General features: G+C 37.2%; 25 protein-coding genes and 1 pseudogene. All 26 read right to left on the bottom strand.

Features of this window, described 5'->3' with window-relative positions; all coding sequences use genetic code 11:
- Window positions 1-28: 28 nt before the first annotated feature.
- Complete coding sequence (locus tag MUA51_RS05840) at window positions 29-751, bottom strand: class I SAM-dependent DNA methyltransferase (RefSeq protein WP_262558736.1); 723 nt, start codon at window positions 749-751, stop codon at window positions 29-31.
- Window positions 751-1,107 (bottom strand): ribosome silencing factor, encoded by a 357-nt coding sequence (rsfS, locus tag MUA51_RS05845; protein ID WP_262558738.1) that lies wholly within the window; start codon window positions 1,105-1,107, stop codon window positions 751-753. The genes MUA51_RS05840 and rsfS overlap by 1 nt, the downstream gene beginning before the upstream one ends.
- Window positions 1,108-1,691 (bottom strand): annotated as a pseudogene (gene yqeK / locus MUA51_RS05850) (bis(5'-nucleosyl)-tetraphosphatase (symmetrical) YqeK).
- Complete coding sequence (gene nadD, locus MUA51_RS05855; protein WP_262558742.1) at window positions 1,684-2,250, bottom strand: nicotinate (nicotinamide) nucleotide adenylyltransferase; 567 nt, start codon at window positions 2,248-2,250, stop codon at window positions 1,684-1,686. The pseudogene yqeK and the gene nadD overlap by 8 nt, the downstream one beginning before the upstream one ends.
- Entirely contained in the window at window positions 2,250-2,543 is a 294-nt protein-coding gene (gene yhbY / locus MUA51_RS05860) for a ribosome assembly RNA-binding protein YhbY (RefSeq protein ID WP_262558743.1), read from the bottom strand. The genes nadD and yhbY overlap by 1 nt, the downstream gene beginning before the upstream one ends.
- A gap of 19 nt (window positions 2,544-2,562) precedes the next feature.
- A complete protein-coding gene (gene aroE, locus MUA51_RS05865) occupies window positions 2,563-3,369 on the bottom strand; it encodes a shikimate dehydrogenase (RefSeq protein WP_262558745.1) in 807 nt (268 codons plus the stop codon).
- An 11-nt stretch (window positions 3,370-3,380) separates the two neighbouring features.
- Window positions 3,381-4,481 carry a ribosome biogenesis GTPase YqeH gene (gene yqeH / locus MUA51_RS05870; protein WP_262558747.1) on the bottom strand — a complete coding sequence of 367 codons (1,101 nt, stop codon included), beginning with the start codon at window positions 4,479-4,481 and terminating at the stop codon, window positions 3,381-3,383.
- A gap of 1 nt (window position 4,482) precedes the next feature.
- Window positions 4,483-5,010, bottom strand: a complete 528-nt coding sequence (locus tag MUA51_RS05875; protein WP_262558749.1) for a YqeG family HAD IIIA-type phosphatase — start codon at window positions 5,008-5,010, stop codon at window positions 4,483-4,485.
- A 73-nt stretch (window positions 5,011-5,083) separates the two neighbouring features.
- Window positions 5,084-5,770: a 5'-methylthioadenosine/adenosylhomocysteine nucleosidase gene (locus tag MUA51_RS05880; protein ID WP_262558752.1), complete on the bottom strand. Its 687-nt coding sequence runs from the start codon at window positions 5,768-5,770 to the stop codon at window positions 5,084-5,086.
- A gap of 171 nt (window positions 5,771-5,941) precedes the next feature.
- A complete protein-coding gene (locus MUA51_RS05885) occupies window positions 5,942-7,180 on the bottom strand; it encodes an NRAMP family divalent metal transporter (protein ID WP_262558753.1) in 1,239 nt (412 codons plus the stop codon).
- 3 nt (window positions 7,181-7,183) lie between these two features.
- Window positions 7,184-7,945 (bottom strand): 5-oxoprolinase subunit PxpA, encoded by a 762-nt coding sequence (gene pxpA, locus MUA51_RS05890; protein WP_262558754.1) that lies wholly within the window; start codon window positions 7,943-7,945, stop codon window positions 7,184-7,186.
- Window positions 7,938-9,302, bottom strand: a complete 1,365-nt coding sequence (locus MUA51_RS05895; protein ID WP_262558756.1) for an acetyl-CoA carboxylase biotin carboxylase subunit — start codon at window positions 9,300-9,302, stop codon at window positions 7,938-7,940. The genes pxpA and MUA51_RS05895 overlap by 8 nt, the downstream gene beginning before the upstream one ends.
- 12 nt (window positions 9,303-9,314) lie before the next feature.
- Window positions 9,315-9,755: an acetyl-CoA carboxylase biotin carboxyl carrier protein gene (locus MUA51_RS05900; protein ID WP_262558758.1), complete on the bottom strand. Its 441-nt coding sequence runs from the start codon at window positions 9,753-9,755 to the stop codon at window positions 9,315-9,317.
- Complete coding sequence (locus tag MUA51_RS05905; protein WP_262558760.1) at window positions 9,746-10,771, bottom strand: 5-oxoprolinase subunit C family protein; 1,026 nt, start codon at window positions 10,769-10,771, stop codon at window positions 9,746-9,748. Before MUA51_RS05905 ends, MUA51_RS05900 begins: the two co-directional genes overlap by 10 nt.
- Window positions 10,761-11,492, bottom strand: coding sequence for a 5-oxoprolinase subunit PxpB (gene pxpB / locus MUA51_RS05910; RefSeq protein ID WP_262558763.1), 732 nt, complete (start codon window positions 11,490-11,492; stop codon window positions 10,761-10,763). Before pxpB ends, MUA51_RS05905 begins: the two co-directional genes overlap by 11 nt.
- A gap of 394 nt (window positions 11,493-11,886) precedes the next feature.
- Window positions 11,887-12,363 (bottom strand): transcription elongation factor GreA, encoded by a 477-nt coding sequence (gene greA, locus MUA51_RS05915; protein ID WP_095116685.1) that lies wholly within the window; start codon window positions 12,361-12,363, stop codon window positions 11,887-11,889.
- Window positions 12,364-12,387: 24 nt separating this feature from the next.
- Complete coding sequence (gene udk, locus MUA51_RS05920) at window positions 12,388-13,014, bottom strand: uridine kinase (RefSeq protein ID WP_095116683.1); 627 nt, start codon at window positions 13,012-13,014, stop codon at window positions 12,388-12,390.
- A gap of 4 nt (window positions 13,015-13,018) precedes the next feature.
- On the bottom strand, window positions 13,019-14,284 hold the full coding sequence (locus tag MUA51_RS05925) for a peptidase U32 family protein (RefSeq protein WP_262558767.1): 1,266 nt from the start codon (window positions 14,282-14,284) through the stop codon (window positions 13,019-13,021).
- Between the two features lie 18 nt (window positions 14,285-14,302).
- Window positions 14,303-15,232 (bottom strand): peptidase U32 family protein, encoded by a 930-nt coding sequence (locus MUA51_RS05930; RefSeq protein WP_262558768.1) that lies wholly within the window; start codon window positions 15,230-15,232, stop codon window positions 14,303-14,305.
- Window positions 15,225-15,869 carry an O-methyltransferase gene (locus MUA51_RS05935; RefSeq protein WP_262558771.1) on the bottom strand — a complete coding sequence of 215 codons (645 nt, stop codon included), beginning with the start codon at window positions 15,867-15,869 and terminating at the stop codon, window positions 15,225-15,227. The genes MUA51_RS05930 and MUA51_RS05935 overlap by 8 nt, the downstream gene beginning before the upstream one ends.
- Window positions 15,870-16,331: 462 nt before the next feature.
- A complete protein-coding gene (locus MUA51_RS05940; RefSeq protein WP_262558772.1) occupies window positions 16,332-16,652 on the bottom strand; it encodes a DUF1292 domain-containing protein in 321 nt (106 codons plus the stop codon).
- Window positions 16,653-16,665: 13 nt separating this feature from the next.
- Window positions 16,666-17,094 carry a Holliday junction resolvase RuvX gene (gene ruvX, locus MUA51_RS05945; RefSeq protein WP_262558774.1) on the bottom strand — a complete coding sequence of 143 codons (429 nt, stop codon included), beginning with the start codon at window positions 17,092-17,094 and terminating at the stop codon, window positions 16,666-16,668.
- Window positions 17,087-17,362: an IreB family regulatory phosphoprotein gene (locus MUA51_RS05950; protein ID WP_262558776.1), complete on the bottom strand. Its 276-nt coding sequence runs from the start codon at window positions 17,360-17,362 to the stop codon at window positions 17,087-17,089. Before MUA51_RS05950 ends, ruvX begins: the two co-directional genes overlap by 8 nt.
- Window positions 17,363-17,427: 65 nt before the next feature.
- Entirely contained in the window at window positions 17,428-20,058 is a 2,631-nt protein-coding gene (gene alaS / locus MUA51_RS05955) for an alanine--tRNA ligase (protein ID WP_262558778.1), read from the bottom strand.
- 249 nt (window positions 20,059-20,307) lie between these two features.
- Complete coding sequence (recD2, locus tag MUA51_RS05960; protein ID WP_262558781.1) at window positions 20,308-22,704, bottom strand: SF1B family DNA helicase RecD2; 2,397 nt, start codon at window positions 22,702-22,704, stop codon at window positions 20,308-20,310.
- Between the two features lie 2 nt (window positions 22,705-22,706).
- Window positions 22,707-23,378: a tetratricopeptide repeat protein gene (locus tag MUA51_RS05965; protein WP_262558783.1), complete on the bottom strand. Its 672-nt coding sequence runs from the start codon at window positions 23,376-23,378 to the stop codon at window positions 22,707-22,709.
- Window positions 23,379-23,457: the final 79 nt, after the last annotated feature.

Here is a 23,457-nt window from a genome sequence, read left to right on the forward strand (position 1 = left end):
CATGCGCAAAGGAGGGATTTTACTTTTATTATTTATAAGCAACAAAAAATAATCTGTCACTCTTTGGATCGTTACATGTAGGATCAAAGTCGTAAAACATTTTAATATTTTTAAATCCGACTGATTCTAACATACTTTGATAGATTGTTTTATCTAACGTTCTCTGAAATTGTGTTTCATCATGACGTACATACTGACCATTGTCTTCTCGGACGAAGAATACTAAATCATGCCATACACTATGTGGTAATTCCCCCGGCTCAGTTTGCCAAACGAGTGTTAAATCTTCTCGATCGTCTAAATAAGTTGCACCGTTAAACTGTGTGTCCATTTTATGTGTTGTATGAACGTCAAAAATTAACACACCCTCGTTTTTTAAATGTTGATGTACATGGTTAAACGTAGCTAGAACATCTTCTTCATCTGCCAAGTAATTTAATGAGTCACATAATATCGTTATAACATCGAAGCGTTCTGACAGTTGGAATTCAGACATATCTCCAACTTTCCAGATGATTTTGTCATGCTTTTGTTGAGCAAATGCAACCATTTCTTCACTTAAATCCATCCCGATAACTTCATCAGAAAAATTCAAAAATGTCGTCGTTAAAGTCCCGGTACCACATCCTAAATCTAATATGGATGACACGTGAGATTTCGGTAAAAAGTGTTGGACAATCTCTTGCCAACGCTCATACGGTTGATCATCTGTCAGTTGATCATAAAAAGCACTAAGTGTTTGGTATGCCATTACGACTTAATAACCTCTTGATAGCCTAAAATTTCAGCATCTTGATATAACTTTTCAAGATTGTAGTAATCACGCTCATCTTTATGGAAAACATGCACAACAACATCTGCAAGATCAATTAAAATCCAACGTGCCTCATCATAACCTTCCATGCGTTTTACATGAATGCCTTGTTCTTCTGCTTTGTCTTTTACCGTTTTCGCAATTGCCTGTACTTGGCGTTCGTTGTTACCATGACATACTAAAAAATAGTCGGCAATATCTGAAATACCTTGCATATTAATTGAAATAATATCTTCAGCTTTTTTTTCATCTACTGCCTGTACACTTAACATTAATAATTCATTTGCGTTCATTTAATCATCCTTTAACTTTTTTCATTCAAATTATAATAATTTAGACAATCGATAGTCGGTTGATACACACTGACATCTTTTTTGACTAAATGTAAGACTGTTCTTTTCGATATTTCATAAATGGCACGGTCTAAACCGCCCCCACTATATACGTGTTCACGAATTTCTTCTACACCCGGAATTTCACGTTTTGGTTCGATATAATCAGCGATAAAGACTAACTTTTCTGTTTTAGTCATTTTGCTTCGCCCGGTTGTATGATTGTATATAGCTTGCAATACTTCATCGTCAGTCACGCCGTATTGATGTTCCATAATAACAGCACACACTGGACCATGTAAAATTTCAGAACCGTAACTTAATAAGTTAGAATCCAATTTATACTTTGTCACTTGTTGATACATATAGCTTAATTCATCATATTTGCAGAAGTCATGCAAAATACCTGCTAGTTCTGCTTTTTTTTTGTCCCCTTCATAAATCTCTGCTAACTTCACCGCTGTTTCAGCAACTCTTAATGAGTGTTTAAAACGTTTTTTCGGTAATTTTTGTTCTACAAGTTCAATTGCAAATTGTTTATCCATACAAACCCCTCCTTAAGATATACGATTCTACATTTAATGGGACCCACATATGAATCGTTTCATGATTTTTGCACTTTTCTCGTATGATTGTAGAACTAATGGCCATTTCTGGTATTTCGAGGGGCTTAATCGATGCGTCATCACTTTTTATTTTGCGCCCACGATTTACAACTATAAACGTCACAATTTGTTTTAGGTCATCGATACGATACCATTTGTCTAATTGATCAAACTGATCGGTGCCAATCACAAAGTAAATTGAAACATTCGGATCTTCATCGTAAATTGCTTTAATCGTTTCATACGTATAACTTTTACCTTTGCGTTCGATTTCATCGGTGCGCATGACACCAAAACCTAAATTATCTATCACAAGTTGAATCATAGCAAGCCGATCTTCAATGGGAATCGGTTGCTCATGAACTTTAAGCGGTGACATATAACTTGGCATGAAATAAAATTCATCAGGTTTCAGTGCTGCATTGACTTCGCTTGCGATCATTTCATGCGCACTATGAATCGGATTGAATTGCCCTCCATAAATAACGATGCGTTTCATTATGGAAGCTCGATTTGTTTGTTTTCTTTAGATTCACGATATAACACAATGATAGACCCAATTAATTGAACGAGGTAGCTATTTGTCGCATGTGCTAATGTTTCTGCCAATTCATTTTTATCATCTAAATTATTTTGTAAAATATGCACTTTAATAAGTTCTCTTTTTTCTAAAGTTTCATCAATTTGTGTAATCATATTTTCATTGATTCCTGCTTTACCAATTTGGAAAATAGGATCGATATGATGCGCTTGACTTCTTAAAAAGCGCTTTTGTTTTCCAGTTAATGTCATAATGACCTCCTAAGTGTTTTTAATCCGAATATAATTTTTCTTTTACGCGATTGCGCATTACATGCACATCAGCTTGCATTCCTGTCCAAAATTTAAAACTTTCTGCACCTTGATATATGAACATATCAAGACCGTTATATATATTGTAACCTTGCATTTTAGCCGTTTTTAGAAAGGCTGTCTCTGCAGGTGTATAAATAATATCACAAACTAAGACGTCATCCTTTAATTGTTGTAAGGTTACTACCTGTTCTGTTGATGTATGCATGCCAACAGGTGTTGTATTAATAATAATATCGTATTGGTAAGCGATATGATCTACTTCAGATAATGGATAAGCTGTAACTTCAAATTGCCAATCTTCAAATCGAGACAATGTACGATTCGCAACCGCAATCGGATGCTTTGTTCTTTGAGATAACGAATATGCAATCCCTTTACTCGCACCACCAGCACCGATAATAAGAATTTTTGCATCGGATAGCTCACCGTAATAGTCGACCAATCCTTTCACATAACCGACTCCATCAGTGTTATGGCCGACCCAATGCTCACCATCAATGCGGACGGTATTGACCGCCCCTATCGCTTTCGCTTCGTCGGTAAGTTCGTCTAAATAAGGAATGATACGTTCTTTGTGTGGAATTGTTACATTGAAACCATCCAATTCGTATTCTGCAACAATATCACGTATATGTTTGAAATGTGCGGGCGGAATATTCAATGCTTGATATCCATGATCCAAATTCAGTGCTTCAAAATTTGCATGATGCATAATGGGTGACAATGAATGTTCAATAGGATGACCAATTACAGCAAACTTCATCTGATTCCCTCCTACATAATCGATGGACGTAAATATACTTCAACATTCTCAGGGACAGTGACTACAACGTCAGCACCCTCATCAATTGTAATAAATCCAAGACCAGCAATCATAACATCTTTTTTTCCATCTTCAGTGTGCAACGGTACTTGCTTTAAATGGTCAAAATTAAAGTTTTCACGTTGTGATGGCGGAGATAATAAGTCGCCTAGTTGTTCATGCCATAATTTATCTGCTTTTTCAAGTTTTGTACGATGTATGTGCAATTCATTTGAAAAATAGCAAATCAATGGTCGTTTGCCTCCGCTGATATAATCAATTCTAGCAAGACCACCGAAGAATAAAGATTGCGCTTCATTCAACTGAAATACACGTTGTTTGATTTCCTTTTTCGGCATGATTAAGTTGAGTTCCTTCGTCGTTACATAGTGTGTCATTTGATGCGCTTGAACGACACCAGGTGTATCATACATAAAACTATGATCATCTAAAGGAATGTCGATCATATCGAGTGTCGTACCCGGTACTTTAGAAGTCGTGATGACATTCTTCTCACCGACACTTTCTTCAATCAACTTGTTGACTAATGTTGATTTACCGACGTTTGTTGTCCCAACGATAAAAACATCTTGATGATTGCGATGTTTTTCAATCGCTGTCATTAAGTCTTCTACGCCATAACCTTTCATTGCTGACAATAGCACGACATCATCTGGATTCAAGCCGTATGCTTTCGCACTACGACGTAACCACTCCGTTACACGTCGTTTATTAATTTGTTTTGGCAATAAGTCAATCTTATTTGCAGCAAGAATGATTTTTTTATTACCCACGATGCGTTTTAACGCATGGATAAATGACCCTTCAAAGTCAAAGACATCAACAAGATTCACAACAATTCCTTTTTTATCCGCTAAACTATTCAGTAACGTTAAAAAGTCTTCACTTTCCATACCTACATCTTGCACTTCATTGTAATTTTTCAAACGAAAACAGCGTCGACAAATAACATCTTCTTTGTCCAAACTTGCTTTTGGAACGTATCCCGCTTCATTTGGGTTTTCAGACTGTAATATTGCCCCGCATCCGATACATTTTAATGCTGCTGACATATCATGACTCCTCCCATGTAATGTAACCTTTACGTTTGAAATGACTGAGAATACGGCGTTCAATCAAGCGATTTATCTTCGTTGCTAAGCCATCTGAATTTTTAACTGGAACAACCATAATCGTATAAAGGCCGCTACGATTGCCACCAAATACATCTGTCATCATTTGATCACCGATGACAACAACTTGTTCCTTTTTTAATCCCATTTTACGAGTGGCTTTGCGCAATGACTTGCCGCGTGGTTTCTGTGCTTTGAAAATATAATCTACATTCAAATCTTTACAAAATGCTTTTACTCTTTTTTCATTATTATTTGAAACAACCGTCACTTTAAAGCCGCGTTCATCAATCGTTTTAAACCATTCTTCAACTTTTGGTGTCGGATTTGCTTCATCCCATCCAACAAGCGTATTATCAAGATCCGTGATAATCCCACGAATATTAAGCTTTTCTAACTGCTGGAAATCAATTTCATGAATGTCTTTCACATATTGATTGGGCAAAAATAATCTCTTTAAAATCCCCATGATGTGCCTCCATAATTAAATAACTTCATTCCTATTATTATAACATATCTCATGTACTCTCTTACACAACATCTTATAGTTCTTTAACGAGAGCCTGTACCATTTTACTTGAAGACTTTGAAGCAACTTTTAAAAATTCATCAAACGTCATACTTGCTTCACCATCAGCCAAGTCTGAAATCGCACGTGTAACGATGAAAGGTTTACCAAATTGATAACACGTTTGTGCGATCGCCGCAGCTTCCATTTCTGATGCAATTGCTTGTGGAAAGTGATTGAGGATTGTTTCACGTTGTGTTTCTGTTCCAATAAAGCTGTCACCTGATACGATAAGTCCTTCCATCGCTGGCTGATCCATTGTTTGTAAAACTTGTTTCACTTTGCTTGTCAAATAGTCATCTGCAGTATATACGGCGGGCATACCTGGAATTTGTCCCATAACGTATCCGAAAGTACGGGCATCAGCATCATGATAACCAACCTTAGTACTGATCACAACATCACCTAAAGTAAGACCGGGTTGTAGTCCGCCAGCTGAACCTGTATTGATGATATATTCAGGGTTAAAACGATCAATCAATAGTGCTGTCGAAATGGCTACATTTACCTTACCAATCCCACTTTGTAACAATACCACTTCTTTGCCTTCCAATACTCCTCTATAAAAATATGTGTGCGCAATTTGAGTTTCTTCAAGTTCTGTTAATTGCTGTTTTAATATTTCAACTTCTTCTTCCATCGCACCGATAATACCTATCATGTAATATCCTCCTACTGTTAAGTTCTGTTTATTGAGTCGGTGCTATTTTACCACATTTTCACATGACGTCTCACTTGATTTTGTCCAAATGCATTTATCCTTACTTATTGTTCAATACAAAAAAGCCGAGACAACATAAGTTATCTCGACCCCATACATCTCTTAAATTTATTATTGTGTCCAAAGTTGTGCAAGTCCTTGGAATGAGAAAAACCCTGTGAAAAGCGTTACGATAACTGCTACAATACCGAAAATAAGCATCCATGTTGGGTGTTGATAGTCACCAACTATACGCTTGTTTTTCGATGCGATTAAAACTGTTCCAAGTGTAATCGGCAAAATTAATCCGTTCAATGCACCAGCAATAATTAATAATTTGACAGGCTTACCGATTGATAAAAATATCAACGTTGAAATTAAAATAAACGCAATAACTACATAGTTATCAAATTTATTTAACTTCTTGTGCAATGTCTTGATAAATGTCGTACTTGTATATGCTGAACCGATAACTGATGACATCGCAGCTGCGAACAATACGACACCGAAAATGTTTTTACCAATTGGTCCAATTGCATGTTCGAATACAGATGCTGGTGGGTTTTCTGGATTTAATGTAACACCCGTGACAACAACACCTAATACCGCTAAGAATAAAAGACCACGCATAACACCCGTTGTCAAAATACCAGTGATCGCAGAACGATTGACGAATGGCAAGTAATCTTTCCCTTTAATATCAGCATCAAGGATTCTGTGTGCACCGGCAAATGTGATGTAACCGCCTACCGTTCCACCTACCAGTGTAATAATTGGTAATACAAGTGCAGCTGGATTTTCAGGTAAAATCATATGTTTAGCTGCATCAGCATATGGTGGATTGGATTGAACCATCACATACGCAACAACCGCAATCATTAAAATACCTAACAACATTGTGACAAAGTCCATCATTTTTTGTCCGTTTTTCGAAATAAAGACGAGAATTGAGATGACAGCTGTAATGGCTGCGCCTATACGAACGTCAATACCGAAAATAGCATTTAAACCGAGGCCTGCTCCTGCAATGTTACCGATATTAAATGCTAAACCACCGATTGCTATTAGAATGGAGATAAACGTTCCAAGTCCTTTCACAACTTCATTTGCAATTTCTTGTCCTCGATACCCCGTAACGACGAGAACACGCCAAATATTAATTTGTGCACCAATATCAATAATAATAGATAATAAAATTGCAAACGCAAAACTCGCTAAAAATTGTTCTGTAAATACTGCTGTTTGTGTTAAAAACGCTGGTCCGATTGCTGATGTAGCCATCAAAAAGACCGACCCTAGTAACAGTCGCCTGTGTGCTTTTGTGAATTGGAATTCACCTGGATTTTCAATTTTATTCGAATTAGATTTCATTCATTAGCCCCCTATTTTAACTATCTTGACTCCAACTTTTGCAAGTTGTTCTCTAATTTGTTTTACAAATTCTAAAGCATGTGCGCCATCACCATGCACGCAAATGGTATCCGCTTTGATGTCTATCTCTTCTCCCGTTATTGCTGTTGTTTTACCTTCTGTCACCATACGAACGACTTGTTGAATCGCTTCTGACGTATCTTCGATGAGCGCGCCCTGTTTTCTTCTACTCACCAATTGCCCGTCTTTTTCATAACGACGATCAGCAAATACTTCAGATGCTGTTGGCAATCCAATCTTTTGCGCTTCTTCTAACTGTATTGAATTAGAAAGTCCAACGAGATACAGTTTAGGATCAACCGCATAAACTGCTTCTGCTATGGCACGAGCAATATCTCGATCTTTTGCTCCCATCTGATAAAGAGCACCATGTGGTTTGACATGATTGAGTGTAACGCCTTCAATGTCACAAAATGCTTTTAATGCTCCGATTTGATAGACCATCATATGATACACTTCTTCAGGGGACATATCTAAGTTGCGACGTCCAAATCCCTGTAAGTCAGGGAATCCTGGATGAGCCCCGACACTGACATTGTGTTGTTTCGCATATTTAACTGTTTGTGCCATGACATTTTCGTCACCTGCGTGAAATCCACACGCTACATTTGCAGAAGTAATGAGTGGTAAAACAGCTTCGTCGTTACCTACCTTATAATTACCGAAACTTTCACCTAAGTCACAATTTAAATCAACGTTAACCATGTTGAACCCCCTTGATAATATCATGCCGCTCTAAAAACTTAATATCCACTTCGCTCGCATCCCCTTCACAATATGGCGGATAAGAGAGCACTGCGTATAAAAAGTCTGCCGTCGTCGTAAAGCCATCAATAATCATTTCATCTAAAGTAACCTTTAATTTGTTGATCGCATGGTCACGGTTTTCACCTTTTACTATCACTTTAGCAACAAGAGAATCATAATATGATGAAACAGTATAGCCACTATATAGCAATGAGTCAACACGTACATTAAATCCTTGTGGCAAATGCAGTCTTTGAACAGTCCCTGGCGTTGGTCTAAAGGCTTGTTCTGGATTTTCTGCATTAATACGTGCTTCGATGACATGACCTTCAAAAGGAATGTCTTCTTGCTTTAGTGACAAGTTTCCATTTTCCATAATACGTAATTGTTCGCATACAAGGTCAACATTTGTACGCATTTCAGTAACAGTATGTTCGACTTGGATACGCGCATTCATCTCAATGAAATAATAGGCATCTTCTGTCACTAAAAACTCGATAGTACCTGCACTACGATAATTTGATGCACGTGCAACTTTTACCGCATCATTACACATTTTTTCACGCTTTTCAGGCGTTAAAGCACTACAAGGTGATTCTTCAATCAACTTTTGGTTTTTACGTTGAACAGAACAGTCGCGTTCTCCTAAGTGAATAAAATTCGTTTTCCCATCACCCAAAACTTGTACTTCAACGTGCTTGGCAACAGGAATAAAGGCTTCGACATATACACGATCATCATTAAAGTACTTATTCCCTTCACTCTTCGCTTCTTTAAATGCCTGTTCTAACATATTTTCATCTTTAACAATACGGATTCCTTTACCTCCGCCTCCACTTGCTGCTTTCAACACAAGTGGATAACCTAGTGATTCAGCTAGTGTTTTCACTTCATCCACCGATTCTACTGATGATTTTGAACCTGGTATGATAGGAACACCCGCTTGATCAACTGTTTGACGTGCTGTAATTTTATCCCCCATCAATTCCATTGTAGACTTTGTTGGCCCAATGAAATATAATCCTTCATTTTCAACCTTCTCTGCAAAAACAGGACTCTCAGATAAAAAGCCATATCCCGGATGAACGGCGTTTGCATTCGTTATTTCAGCAGCAGAAAGGATATTATGAATATTAAGGTAACTATCTAGTGGGTTTGCATTTCCGATACATACTGCGTGATCTGCAAGTTTTACATGTAAACTATCTTCGTCACCTACTGCATAAACAGCAACAGATTCCATATTCATTTCACGCAATGCACGAATAATTCTTACTGCAATTTCTCCTCTATTTGCGACTAATACTCGATACATCAGTACGCCCCCTTACTTTAATTTAACGATACATTGATTGTGTTCAATATTTTCGCCATGATCAACAAGGATTTCTACAATTTCACCACTTTCATCAGCAGTTACTTCATTCATTACTTTCATCGCTTCAACGTATCCAATAATATCACCTTTCTGAATCACATCGCCCACTTTAATGACTGGTTTAGTGAGTTCTTTCTCATCTTGTAGATAGAATGTTCCAATCATTTGAGAGCGAATTTCTTTAAATGATGCTTCTGGTGTTTCTTCTTGTGATGGCGTTACTTGTGTAGGTGACTGTACAGGCGCTGTTGGTGCAACTTGAATGCCTTCATTTTGTTGTGTCGCTGGAAGGTCAAGTTCCAACTCCATGTCTTCATCCCCATATCTGAAGTGCTTCACACCATATGTTTTTAATAACGTGAGTGTTTGTTCAATTTGTTTTAAGTCCATGGTATACTATCTCCTTTTAATACTGTTTTTATTTTTCGTTGTGTTGGTCGTATATTTTTCAAATAACGTTGTGGATAACGTCGCAATTTCTCTTTTGCATCGGCAAGTTTGCGGCCTTTGCGTGCAAGAATTTCATTAGCTTCATTAAAAGTGACCCATTCAAACTGTATTTTTTCACCAGGTCGCTTTTGAATAATATCTACAAGGTCGCTATCAATAACGGTACCTATTTTTGTATAACCGCCTACTGTTTGACGATCGTTTAACAAGATGATGGGATTGCCATCCTTAGGTACTTGTATACTTCCTAATGCAACGGGTTCAGAAATAATATCCGCACTTTCCATCGGCTTGATTGAACCACCCTTTAAACGATACCCCATTCGATCTGAGCTTTCTGATACTTGGAATTCAATATGCTCAATTTCTGCAATTGTTCGTTTTGAGAATGAATCTAGCTGTGGTCCATCCATGATACCTATTGGTAGATTACTGTTTGGGCTGTAACTTCTAAAGTCACTCGAACGACCAATCAGACTGATATCCATATTTATTGGACGTGTTGGAATAATATCATTCTCTTTAAGCACACGTCCTTTATAGCCACCAACATGTGTGCGTGTATGCGTTGAATAACTCCCTTCCACTGAAGGAATATCAAGTTGCTCAGCAAAACCGATATATGCTCGCATTCCTTCTTTTGCTGCTCCTAAATCTAAGACATCGCCGTCTTCAGCCTTGATAACCGTCTGATGTGGAATTGCTTCACCATTAAGCGTGGCTGAAAACTCTGCACCCGTAATCGCAAATAAATTTTGAGACAGGAACTTGATTTTGGGTCCAATCATTGTAATTTCCAATGCTGGCTGTTGATCTGTCTCAAGAAGTGCATTCAAAATCTCATAGCTCGGACGATCCATCACACCTGCTGGAGAGAATCCTTCAGATTGATGTCCAAAACGTCCTAAATCTTGAACAGTTGTAAATAATCCTGGCTTCAATATCTTAATGCTCATAGCTGATTCTCACCCACTCATCATAATTTAATCGTCCTTTTTCCACATATTTTTGAATATGTAAAAACTCTTCTTCATTAATTGCATAAAATTTAATTTTATCTCCAGGTTGATAGAGAATTTTAGGATTTCGATTTATATCGAATACATCAATCGGTGTACGTCCTATAATTTGCCATCCACCTGGTGAATCAGCTGGATAAAGCCCAGTTTGATTATTCGCAATTCCCACAGAACCTGCTGGAATCTTCAAACGCGGCTCTTCCTTACGTGGTGTGTGAATACGTGCATTCAGTCCACCTAAAAATGGAAAACCTGGCATAAAGCCAATCATATAAACAAGATAGTAGCCTTCAATATGATATTGAATCACTTCTTCAACAGATAGCTTATGATATTCTGCTACATACTCTAAATCTGGTCCCCATTTCCCACCATATAACACAGGGATATTGACAACACGTCTCGGTTTATTAACTTCTGTTGTAGATAATTCATATGTAGACAATCCAAGCTCTTCTAAAACTGCTTCATAAGTGATTGAGATGCCATCGAAATAAACAAGTATGGCTCGATATGATGGAACAATCTCTTGTATATGCGGATGATTTAATGATTTCAAATAGTCAGCTATCGCATTGACTTGATTGAATATTTCTTCATTAATCTTTGCATCGAAATATATCATAAAAGATTGTTCACTAATTTGTTTAAATTCCATCTTCATCCCCCTTCCGTAATCCCTTACATTAAAATATTTTATCATCATTGGTATGCACTGACAATTCAATGTTTTCTCAAGATAATAAGCGGTACAACGCATTTTTGTATAAATGAACAAAATTCAAAACATGTAAAATGTAATTGTTAGCGGTACAAACCGCTTTATATCAATGATTTTATAATCATAAAACTATATCAATTTAGAGTGATGAAATATAAATATCATAAAACTATTATATTTTTATATTGACATTACTCGTTAAACACTTACAAACGAATGATTTAACTATAAGTTTTATGAATCATTATAGGATAGTCTTCATGTATAATTTGTGTAAAAACTAAAAAAAGAGACTAAAGCATGAAACCATGCTCTAGCCTTTTGTCTATGATTATTGAATGTTTGTAATTTTAACGTTCATTTCTCCACCATTTGGAAGTGGGACACGTACTTCATCATTTAAATGCTTCCCAATTAAAGCTTGTGCCATTGGAGATTCATTTGAAATTTTACCGTTAAATGCATCAGATTCAGCAGAACCAACGATTTGGTAGCTTTCTTCGTCATCACCAGGTAATTCAACAAATGTGACTGTTTTACCAATTTGAACAACATTGTTATCGCCAGTATCTTCAATAATAAGAGCGTGACGTAACATTGTTTCGATACGTTGAATGTCTTGCTCGATGAAACCTTGTTCATCCTTAGCAGCATCATACTCAGAGTTCTCAGATAGGTCACCAAAACTACGTGCAACCTTGATTTTTTCAACGACTTCAGGTCGTTTAACGGTTTTTAACTCTTCTAATTCTTGTTCGAGTTTTTCAAAACCTTCTTGTGTCATTGGGTATTGTTTTTGGTTTTCCATATGTTCATCTTCCTTTTTAATGAATTAATCTTTCTTCTGAACGAGTGCTTGAATTTTTGTTGTCATGATATCGATAGCAACTTTATTACTACCGCCTTCTGGAATAATAATATCAGCAAACTTTTTCGTCGGCTCAATAAACTGATTATGCATTGGGCGAACAACGCTAAGATACTGATCTATCACTGAATCCATTGTACGGCCACGTTCACGTGTATCACGCAATAATCGACGTAAAATTCGTAAGTCGGCATCCGTATCGACATATATCTTCACATCCATGAGATTGCGAAGTTCTTCATTTTCAAGCGCAAATATACCTTCTACGATAATAACATCTTTAGGTTGAAATGCAATGGTTTTCTCACTGCGTGTATGATTTGTATAATCGTAAGTTGGCACTTCTACTTCATGACCTGCGCACAAGTCTCGTAAATTCTGAATCAATAAATCATTATCAAACGCAAATGGATGATCATAATTCGTTTCTAAACGTTCTTCAAACGTAAGATGAGATTGATCTTTATAGTAATAGTCTTGTTCAATTAACGCCACACTATGGCCTTCTAAATTATTCATAATCTTATTTGTGACTGAAGTTTTCCCAGAACCCGAGCCACCTGCAATACCAATAATTGTTGTAGGCGCCATTGCGCTATACCTCTTTTCTCATCATATTATTTACATAAATCGGACGTTCTACTTTAATTTGAACGATTTGAAGCGGATGACGTGCAGCATCCAATTCGTTTCCTTCTTCATCATAAATCGCTTCAACCACTTGCGTAAACGTTTCGATTTCAGGCCCAAAAAATTCAACTTCTTGTCCTGGTTTAAAATGATTACGCTGTTGAATTGTCGCAATTTGTGTTTCTTCATCATATGCTAGAACAAGTCCGATAAAGTCATACGGTGATTTTTTAGAAGACTCATTCCCGAACATTTGCTCTTCATAGCCTGGTGTTCCTTTGAAGAAAGCAGGTGCTGTATCACGGTTTGCACATTTATCAAGTTCGCTTAACCATTCCGGTTTGATTTTAAAGTTTTCAGGATCTGCCGCATAGGCATCGATCACTTTACGATAAACAGATACAACTGTCGCTATATAATGAATTGACTTCATACGGCCTTCGATTTTTAATGAATCGATACCTAAGTCCATCATATTTGGAATAGATTCGATTAATTTTAAGTCACGTGGACTCATCGCAAATGGGACTGCTGAACCATCTTCATAGTAAACATCCAACTCACCATCTTCATCAACTGTAAGAAGATCGTAATCCCAGCGACAACTTTGACAACAACCGCCACGGTTAGAGTCACGTGCCGTCATATGATTACTCAATGTACAGCGTCCTGAATAAGCAATACACATCGCACCGTGAATGAATGCCTCTATTTCGATATCTACCTTTTCCTTCATTTCTTTCATTTCCATTGCACCTGTTTCACGTGCAAGTACAACACGATCCAAACCTTCTTCTTTCCAATACTCAACCGCTTTATAGTTACTGAGTGATTGCTGTGTTGAAAGATGAATTTCAAGGTTTGGGGCGACACGTTTACATGTTTCGATAATTAAAGGGTCTGCAACGATAATGCCTGTTGCACCAGTTCCTTCTAACTGGATTAAGTATTCATCAAGCCCTTCAATATTTTCATCATGAGCGATGATGTTTGTTGTGACATATATTTTTGCACCATATTTATTCGCAAACTCAACACCTTCACGAATTTCATCAATCGTGAAGTTATCTGCATTTGAACGCAAACCATATTCTTGTCCACCGAGAAATACAGCATCTGCACCGTAATGAATCGCAATTTTTAACTTTTCAAGGTTACCGGCCGGTGCAAGCAATTCGGGTTTTTTTACTTTAGGTTTCGCATCAGTATTCACTGCTTCTAATACCGTCATATGCTATCTCTCCTTATATTAATATACCGTTTGTTTATAGTAGAATCCTTCATCAAATGGACGATGTTCAGGCTGAATCGCTTCAATTGGATCTACTAGCATAAACTTCTCATCTTCATAAACTTCTGGGTCTTCTTCATATAAATCGATTGCTTCTCGATATTGTTCTGTAACGGTATTAATATATTCTTCTGAATGTAACAAACCGTCAATCTTTAAGCTATCGATACCTGCTTCAAATAATGGTGCCAATTCTTCAATTAAGCAAATATCATTCGGAGACATAATATGTGTACCGTTATAATCTTCATATACAGGGTATTTGTTATCACGTTCTTCATCATATAACAACAGCTGTGTATGCTCATCCAAATCTTCACGTTGAATCTTCATCTGACGCTCTTGGAACGTATAGTAATTACCTAATAACATACGTTTTGATTGGAACATGCATGTCATGCCGTGTACTTGTACTTCAATTTCTACATCAGCATTTGCCTTAATGTTTAAGATTTCATCCAAACTTAATTCACGTGCTAAAACTGCACGACTTGCGCCACGTTTACCCCAATAATTACATTGGAAGTAGTTCGTAACAAGTGTCTCCGCATTCCAGTGAAGTGGAATTGGATTTTCTTGTTGCTTGACGATCATGACAATCGCAGGGTCACCAAAAATAATGCGATCAACACGAATCTCATGCAAGAAATTGATATAATCTTCAACAGCTGGAATATGATAATTATGGAAGATCCCATTCACTGCCGCATAGGCTTTTTTACCCGCAGCATGGATCATATCAACCGCTTGTTTCATCTGCTCTCTATTAAATTCACCAGCCAAACGTAAGCCAAACTTCTCTTCACCGATTACAAAGGCATCTGCACCTTTTTCAATCAGTGTTTCTATATGGCTGAGAGATTTGGGTGTCACTAGTAATTCAGTCATTTTTGCGCTCCTTTATTGAAATAGCTAAACCATCATCCATATTTATAAAATTCGTTTTAAAATCAGATTGTTCACTTAGCCATTGATTAAATTTCTGTACTTTTTTAACCATTTGTTTCACATTGCGACTGCGTACAATATCAATATTCGCAACAAAACCATGATATAACACATTGTCTGTAATGATGATGCCACCTTCATTTAACAAAGGACTATAAAGCTCGAAAAACTTTTTAGATTGTGCCTTTGCTGCATCGATAAAAATCATATCATATGTCCGATCATTTACCATTGAAAATGCTTGTGCTGCATCTGCTTCAATCAACCTAATCTGTTCTGTATATTGAAACTGAGAAAAATTTTGTTTAGCATAAGCAATCATTTCATCGTTACGTTCAATTGTCGTCACACGAATATCCGATGACACAGACGCAAAATGCATGCTGCTATATCCAATTGCCGTACCTAACTCTAAAATCTCTGTCGGCTGATGTATACGAATGATTTGTTTTACTAAATCAAGCGATAGTTGATCAACAATAGGCACTTTGTTTTCTTCTGCAAAATGACGCAATTGATCCAAATCGCTGTCATATGTTTGCAATCCTAAAAAATAAGATTGATTTAAATTTTCCATCTTAAGACTTCCTTTAGTTAAATTCTGATAAAAATCATCAAAAAACGGGAGTGGAACAATGTGATCTCCTTAAAGATTTTTGGGTTCCACCCCAGCACGTCAAATCGTATTAAGTATGTAATATAAGACATTTTCAGAGCTTCTAAACAAAGTGCATACCACTCCACTTCTACATACCTTCAAATAACTTCATATTATTCTAACACAAAATGAATTGAAAAATAAGGGTATCTCTATGAAATCATTTATAAATCTCATCACAAACTATTACACATTATGAACTTAAGCAACTTGAAACCAAATTGACAAGTCATTATGTGAAAAGAAATATTTCTGTACACCTAGTTAAGATGATTCGAGTCTCTTAACATAATATTTCTCCATCACTTTTTCTGTGTTGTTCAATTCAGATGAATCCAAAAAAGCTGATGTGCATCTTGCCACATCAGCTTTGAAAACTTCTTATTCTTCTGTTTCATCGAAGTTTGTATTTACAACTTCTTCAATCATATCCCATTCTTTTTCTGTTTCGATTGCTACGAAACGACCACCGTCACCAGATTCATCTGGTTCGTTAATCATTGGGACTAATTCGATTAAATCATCGTCATCTGCTTGTGCGCCTTCTTCAGCTAAAATGACATATTCTTTATCAAATTCTGGATGATAGAATTCTAACATTTTACGGTATAATACTTCGTTACCTTCTTCGTCGTATAATGTTAATAAAGCTTCATCGTTATTAATTTCTAATTCGTTAATATTATGGTTTTCGTTTGTCATCGTAGATCTCTCCTTAATTTAGTGAATCTAAATAGCCTTGTAAAATAAATACAGCCGCCATCTTATCAATTACTTTTTTTCGTTTTGCTCTAGAAACATCCGCTTCAAGCAGCGAACGTTCCGCTGCAGAAGTACTTAAACGCTCATCCCACATGACAATTTCGAGTTGCGGCATGCGTTCAGCTAATGCTTCTTTATAATGTAACGATGCTTCTCCGCGGAAGCCAATCGAATTATTCATGTTTTTCGGCAATCCGATCACGACGGTCCCTACACGCTCTCGTTCAATGATCTCAATTAAGGTGTCTAATCCGAGTTCATTCTGTTCTTCGTTAATACGGAGTGTATCCAATCCTTGTGCTGTCCAACCCATCATGTCGCTTATCGCAACACCCACAGTCTTACTCCCAACATCTAATCCAATAATTTTATGTTTAAGCATTATGTTCTTTTTCGCTATTATGCTTTAAATAGAACGACACAAGTTCCTCCATAATATCATCGCGATCAATGTGTCGAATTTGATTTCTCGCTTCGTTATGACGTGGAATGTACGCTGGGTCACCTGATAGTAGGTAGCCTACAATCTGATTGACAGCATTGTAGCCACGTTCTTCCAATGTGTTATACACATTGTTTAGAACTGCATCAACATCTGCTTTTGGGATATCGTCGTGGTTAAACTTCATTGTTTTATCAAAATTTGCCATTGTCATAACACTCCTTAAACCATAAATAGATTACACTCTCTATTCTACACGAAATACATCTATTTTTATAATGATTTAATGTAAGTTTCAACAAATTGTAATGCTGCTGTTATCTGACTTGGATCTGTACCGCCGCCTTGTGCCATATCTGGACGACCGCCACCTTTACCACCAACAATCGGTGCCATTTCTTTAATAATATCTCCCGCTTTGACACGTTCAACATATTGTTTTGGTACAGTTGCAACGATAGATACTTTACCGCCAACATCACTAGCTAATACAATAATCGCATCTTGCAATTTAGATTTAAAATCATCCATTGTTGTACGCATCGCTTTCGCATTATCCACTTCAACTTCCGTAATTAACACTGGCATATCATTAATATGTGTCACTTTATCCTCAATGTTACCCATTTTTAATGCGTTAATTTCTTTGTTTTTCGCTTCAATTGTTTGTTGCAATGTTTTTTCTTGTACTTGCAAGTTTTCAACCTTCTCAATCACTTGTTCGTCTGCTTTTGCTTTTACTTGTGCTTTGATGGAATTAAAGCGCTCTAAGTAACGTTCTAAATACATAAATGCCGCTTGCCCTGTCACCGCTTCAATACGGCGCACTCCTGCCCCAGTACCTGATTCGCTTGTAATCTTAAACAGGCCAATTTCAGATGTATTTTTAACATGTGTACCACCGCACAACTCAATTGAGAAAGGTTTCATATCTACAACACGAACGACGTCGCCATATTTTTCACCGAACAATGCCATTGCACCTTGTGCTTTCGCTTCGTCGATAGGCATTTCGTTGATTGAGACATCAATACTGTTCCAAATTTCTTCATTCACACGTTGCTCAACAAGTTGTAACTCTTCTTGTGTCATTGCTGCAATATGTGAGAAGTCGAAACGTAAACGCTCACTGTCTACCAAAGAACCTGCTTGGTTAACATGACTACCTAGTACTTCTTTTAAGGCTGCATGTAACAAGTGTGTCGCACTGTGGTTTTTCATAATCGCCTTACGAGATTTGCTGTCAACTGTTGCAGTCACTTCTGCACCTTCAGCCACTGTACCAAACTTCACATAACCAGTATGCAAGTTTTGACCATTAGGTGCTTTAATAACTTCCGTCACTTCGATTTCAAAATCATCAGTCGCTATAACGCCTTTATCTGCAACTTGGCCACCGCTCACTGCGTAGAATGGCGTTTGATCTAAAATAAAGTATACTGTCTGATCTGCATCCGCTTCTGATACACGTGTACCATCAACAATAATGTCTGTCAAACGTGCTGTCGTTTCAAGTTGATCGTAACCAACAAACGTACTGTCTGTGTCAATTTGCTTTAACACTTCACTTTGAACCTGCATAGATTGGCTATTTTGACGTGCTTCACGTGCTCGATTACGCTGTGCTTCCATGTGTGTTTCAAAGCCAGACATATCAATTGTTAATCCTTCATTTTCTGCAATTTCTTGTGTTAATTCAATTGGGAAACCATACGTATCATACAATTTAAACGCATCTTCACCTGCAATCATACCGTCTTGTTCTTTTGATTGTGCAATTAAGCCGTTTAAGATAGAAAGTCCTTCTTCTAATGTTTCGTGGAAGCGTGTTTCTTCAGACTTGATGACACGTGCAATAAAGTCTTGTTTTTCTTTTACATTTGGATAATATGGTTCCATGATTTCCGCAACAATTTCCACTAATCGATACATAAATGGTTCGTTGATGTTCAACGTTTGACTGAAACGAACTGCACGACGTAATAAACGTCGTAATACATAGCCACGTCCTTCGTTAGCTGGTAATGCACCATCTGAAATCGCAAATGCAATTGTACGGATATGATCTGCAATTACTTTAAAAGCAACATCATCTTGTGCATTTTTTAAATAATGCTTACCAGAGATTTTCTCAATTTCTTGCATAATTGGCATGAACAAGTCTGTCTCGTAGTTTGTACGAACATTTTGAGATATTGAGGCCATACGCTCTAGCCCCATGCCAGTATCAATATTTTTACTTGGTAGTGGTGTATAACTATGATCCTTATTATGGTTGAACTCACTGAATACAAGGTTCCACACTTCTAGATAGCGTTCGTTTTCTCCACCTGGATACATTTCTTCTGCTGGATCCTCTTTGCCATATTCTTCACCACGATCATAGAAAATCTCAGTATTTGGACCAGACGGACCTTCACCGATATCCCAGAAATTCCCTTCAATTCGAATGATACGATCTTCTGATAGTCCAATCATGTCATGCCATAAATCATAAGCTTCTGTATCTTCAGGATGGATTGTTACATAAAGTTTTTCCGGTTCCATTGCCATCCATTTGTCACTTGTTAAAAACTCCCATGCAAATGATACAGCTTCTTTTTTGAAATAATCACCAATTGAGAAGTTACCTAACATTTCAAAGAATGTATGGTGACGTGCTGTAAAACCAACATTCTCAATATCGTTTGTACGAATTGATTTTTGTGCGTTCACAATACGTGGTTTTTTCGGTACTTCACGGCCGTCAAAATATTTTTTTAACGTCGCAACACCTGAGTTAATCCATAACAATGAATCGTCATCAATAGGTACTAAAGGTGCTGATGGCTCTACCATATGTCCCTTCTCAACGAAGAAATCAAGATACATTTGTCGTATATCACTAGCTTTTAAATTTTTCATTCTGTCAACTCCCTATTCTCTTTCATCAAACAAAAAGACACTCGTCTCATCAAAGGGACGAATGTCTCGCGGTACCACCCTAGTTATAGTCGCTATGCAACTATCACTCTGTAAACTGTTATTGAACTATGCGCATAGTAGCGTTCAATGATATGACTCGTATCTCTCAGCACTGATACGTCTCTGTGAAGTCACTAATTCATCTACTCGGCTATCCACTTTACTTAATAGTGATTATATAAAAAATTCTCATCTTTTGTCAATTTCTAAAAAATCATAAGGTGTTGTTTCACCCATATTAATCATCGGATTGACTTGATACATATTTGACTCAGTTAGCACAAATGTTGTCTCAACTGCATCGTTCGTCTCACTGTCTTCCGTATCTCCTTTAAAGTACATCGTTAAAAAAGTTTGTAACTGCGTTAAACGTGTCTGCCCTTCAGTTTGTAGTCCCATGTTAAACGCATCCGCATCACCCAAGAATACGAGTGATTGTTTTGCACGTGTTAGTCCTGTATACAATATTGGCTTCTGGAGCATGCGATAATACTGTTTGACAATCGGCATAATGACAATTGGAAACTCTGATCCTTGCGACTTATGAATCGACGTACAATAAGCATGTGTTAATTCTGTAAGGTCGGATCGCATATAGGTAATCTCGTTCCCTTCATAATCAACAATAACGACATCTTTATTCAAGGCATTCTCCTTTGCCCAAAAGATACCGATAATCTCACCGATATCTCCGTTAAACACATTGTCGTCCGGTCGGTTCACTAACTGTAACACTTTATCACCTTTACGGAATAACACATCACCGAATGCGACTTCACGATGATCATCGCCTTCTTTGGGATTCAATATATTTTGAAGAACTTGATTGAGTTTTTGAATCCCTGCACTCCCTCGATACATCGGTGCGAGTACTTGAATATCCGACATTGTATATCCTTTGCCAACTGCATTGGATACAATTTTATCGACAATCTCTGGAATTTGATGTGTTTGACATGCGATAAATGAGCGGTCGTGATATCTTTTCGTAATATCTACATCTTGACCTAACTTAATGCGATGTGCCAAATCTATAATGCTCGATCCATCTTGTTGACGATACACTTCTGTTAAGTTAATTCTCGGTAACACATCGGCGTCTATTAAGTCTTTAAACACTTGTCCTGGTCCGACAGATGGTAATTGGTCTTCATCGCCTACCAGTACAATTTGAGCATCCAGTGGCACAGCATTCATGAATTGGTGAAAGAGCCACGTATCCACCATCGACATCTCATCGATGATAATCAACCTTGCATCAATTTCATGTTCCAACAAGTCATCTGGCTTCGTCTCTTGATTCCAACCGATAAGCCGATGAATTGTCATTGCTTCAAGTCCTGTTGACTCATGAAGTCGCTTCGATGCACGCCCTGTTGGTGCAGCAAGTACGACTGGAAAAGCTTCTCCTTCGTCATAATCATCATAATCAAGTGAGAGACCGTGCATTTCAGCGTATAATTGAACAATGCCCTTAATTACAGTGGTTTTACCTGTACCCGGCCCGCCTGTTAACAACATCACTTTATTTTGTAACGCACATTCCAATGCATCTTTTTGTGATGCTGCATAACTCACTTCATTCATTTCTTCAATTTCACCAATATGTAGTTGTATATCAGATAAATCAAATTGGGTTAATGCTTGTTTATGGTTTGCGACTTTAAATAAATTCTGCGTGCTCTTTAGTTCTGAGTAGTACAAGCTTGGAATTGCCACAATGTCATCAACTGCGATTAGTTTCTGTTCTTCAACAAGTTGCGTCATACAATCATGCATAGGTGGCTCTTCTATTGTTTCAGGCTGGTTTTTCGAGAGCAATTCAATTGCTGCATGAATTAATGCATCAGCTGGTAAATAAGTGTGTCCATTTTTAAGGCATGTCTCTTCCACAACATAGAGAATCCCTGCACGCAAGCGGTCTTGATGCATCGGATGAATTCCTAGTTGCTGTGCCAATTGGTCCGCCTTTTGAAAACCAACTCCTTTAATATCATAAACAAGTTGATATGGATTATTATCAAGAACTTTTAATGTATCTGCCTGATAAAACTTATATATATCCATTGCAAGTTTTGAACCAAAACCGAGTTCGTTCAAACGAATCATAATTTGTTCGCTTTCTTGATTTTGGTATACTTGTTGGGCAATTTGTTCTTGTTTATCTTTTGACAGGCGCGGTACACGAGACAAGCATGATGCATCATTTAATATTTGATGAATGGCATCTTCTCCAAGTGTTTCAACAATTGATTCTGCTGTTTTGACACCAATCCCTTTAAATAGTGAACTAGAGAGATACGATATCACCGCATCTTTCGTTTGAGGGAGTTCTTTTTGAAATGTTTCAGCTTTTAACTGTTGCCCATATCGTGCGTGCTGTACAACATAACCCTTAAAAAGATACGTTTCATCTTCAACGATATCTGGAAAATACCCAACGACTGTCACTTCATCTTCAAAATCGCCATTCGTATCATCAACTTCAACTTTTAATACTGTATAAAAATTGTCCGTATTTTGAAAAAGGATAAGAACCACTTCACCTTTTACATAAGTACTATCTAGTAGCGTTGGGTTTTCCACCATTATCCCTCCTGTTCTTGAATCATTTTAAACGTCTTTAACGCATGATGACTTAACATATGTGCATCATCCATTTCGATTGCGTTTTCAAAACCTTGTATCGCAGCGTCGATATCTTCATCCGTCATATATTTAGCTAGCGTTAAATTATATTGAGCATCTGCATGTTTCGGATCTTCTTCTAAAATGCGTTCTAATAATGGAATCGCTTGATCAAACATTTCAAGTTCACACAACACTAATCCATATTGAAATTGTGCTTCAATATCTTCAAAATTTGTATCTAACTCTGAAGCACGCATTAAAAACGGAAGTGCCTTTTCTTTTGCCTCTAACTGAATGAAAGACATGCCGAGCATGAAATATACATCTTTTGATTCTAACTGTTTACTGATCGCCATTTGATAAAGCTTAATTGCTTCTTGAAAACGTCCTTCATTAAAGTACACATTGGCTAAGTTATAATAAATAACTCCATTATCCGATTGCAATTCTATTGCGCGTTGAAAAAATCTCTCAGCTTTTTCAATTTCTCCTGCTTCCGCTAATAAAATTCCGGAATTAATGTAATTTTCAACTTGTTCAGGAGCCGCTTCGATATTATCAAAGCAAGCTTGCAAGGCCTTATCGAATTGTCCTTGTTTAATTAAGTTATGTATTTGTTCTTGTTCCATCTTTGACTCACCTTTACATTTTCTGTTTCAAACTCAATTGTACATCAAAACATCACATAACTAAAATAGGGGGACACGG

The organism is Staphylococcus sp. IVB6214, from assembly GCF_025558585.1.
Taxonomy (GTDB): domain Bacteria; phylum Bacillota; class Bacilli; order Staphylococcales; family Staphylococcaceae; genus Staphylococcus.

Coding starts and splice junctions, on each gene's coding strand:
- MUA51_RS05840 (WP_262558736.1), bottom strand. CDS start 751: ATGGCATACCAAACACTTAGTGCTTTTTATGATCAACTGACAGATGAT.
- rsfS (WP_262558738.1), bottom strand. CDS start 1,107: ATGAACGCAAATGAATTATTAATGTTAAGTGTACAGGCAGTAGATGAA.
- nadD (WP_262558742.1), bottom strand. CDS start 2,250: ATGAAACGCATCGTTATTTATGGAGGGCAATTCAATCCGATTCATAGT.
- yhbY (WP_262558743.1), bottom strand. CDS start 2,543: ATGACATTAACTGGAAAACAAAAGCGCTTTTTAAGAAGTCAAGCGCAT.
- aroE (WP_262558745.1), bottom strand. CDS start 3,369: ATGAAGTTTGCTGTAATTGGTCATCCTATTGAACATTCATTGTCACCC.
- yqeH (WP_262558747.1), bottom strand. CDS start 4,481: ATGTCAGCAGCATTAAAATGTATCGGATGCGGGGCAATATTACAGTCT.
- MUA51_RS05875 (WP_262558749.1), bottom strand. CDS start 5,010: ATGGGGATTTTAAAGAGATTATTTTTGCCCAATCAATATGTGAAAGAC.
- MUA51_RS05880 (WP_262558752.1), bottom strand. CDS start 5,770: ATGATAGGTATTATCGGTGCGATGGAAGAAGAAGTTGAAATATTAAAA.
- MUA51_RS05885 (WP_262558753.1), bottom strand. CDS start 7,180: ATGAAATCTAATTCGAATAAAATTGAAAATCCAGGTGAATTCCAATTC.
- pxpA (WP_262558754.1), bottom strand. CDS start 7,945: ATGGTTAACGTTGATTTAAATTGTGACTTAGGTGAAAGTTTCGGTAAT.
- MUA51_RS05895 (WP_262558756.1), bottom strand. CDS start 9,302: ATGTATCGAGTATTAGTCGCAAATAGAGGAGAAATTGCAGTAAGAATT.
- MUA51_RS05900 (WP_262558758.1), bottom strand. CDS start 9,755: ATGGACTTAAAACAAATTGAACAAACACTCACGTTATTAAAAACATAT.
- MUA51_RS05905 (WP_262558760.1), bottom strand. CDS start 10,771: ATGAGCATTAAGATATTGAAGCCAGGATTATTTACAACTGTTCAAGAT.
- pxpB (WP_262558763.1), bottom strand. CDS start 11,492: ATGGAATTTAAACAAATTAGTGAACAATCTTTTATGATATATTTCGAT.
- greA (WP_095116685.1), bottom strand. CDS start 12,363: ATGGAAAACCAAAAACAATACCCAATGACACAAGAAGGTTTTGAAAAA.
- udk (WP_095116683.1), bottom strand. CDS start 13,014: ATGGCGCCTACAACAATTATTGGTATTGCAGGTGGCTCGGGTTCTGGG.
- MUA51_RS05925 (WP_262558767.1), bottom strand. CDS start 14,284: ATGACGGTATTAGAAGCAGTGAATACTGATGCGAAACCTAAAGTAAAA.
- MUA51_RS05930 (WP_262558768.1), bottom strand. CDS start 15,232: ATGACTGAATTACTAGTGACACCCAAATCTCTCAGCCATATAGAAACA.
- MUA51_RS05935 (WP_262558771.1), bottom strand. CDS start 15,869: ATGGAAAATTTAAATCAATCTTATTTTTTAGGATTGCAAACATATGAC.
- MUA51_RS05940 (WP_262558772.1), bottom strand. CDS start 16,652: ATGACAAACGAAAACCATAATATTAACGAATTAGAAATTAATAACGAT.
- ruvX (WP_262558774.1), bottom strand. CDS start 17,094: ATGCTTAAACATAAAATTATTGGATTAGATGTTGGGAGTAAGACTGTG.
- MUA51_RS05950 (WP_262558776.1), bottom strand. CDS start 17,362: ATGGCAAATTTTGATAAAACAATGAAGTTTAACCACGACGATATCCCA.
- alaS (WP_262558778.1), bottom strand. CDS start 20,058: ATGAAAAATTTAAAAGCTAGTGATATACGACAAATGTATCTTGATTTC.
- MUA51_RS05965 (WP_262558783.1), bottom strand. CDS start 23,378: ATGGAACAAGAACAAATACATAACTTAATTAAACAAGGACAATTCGAT.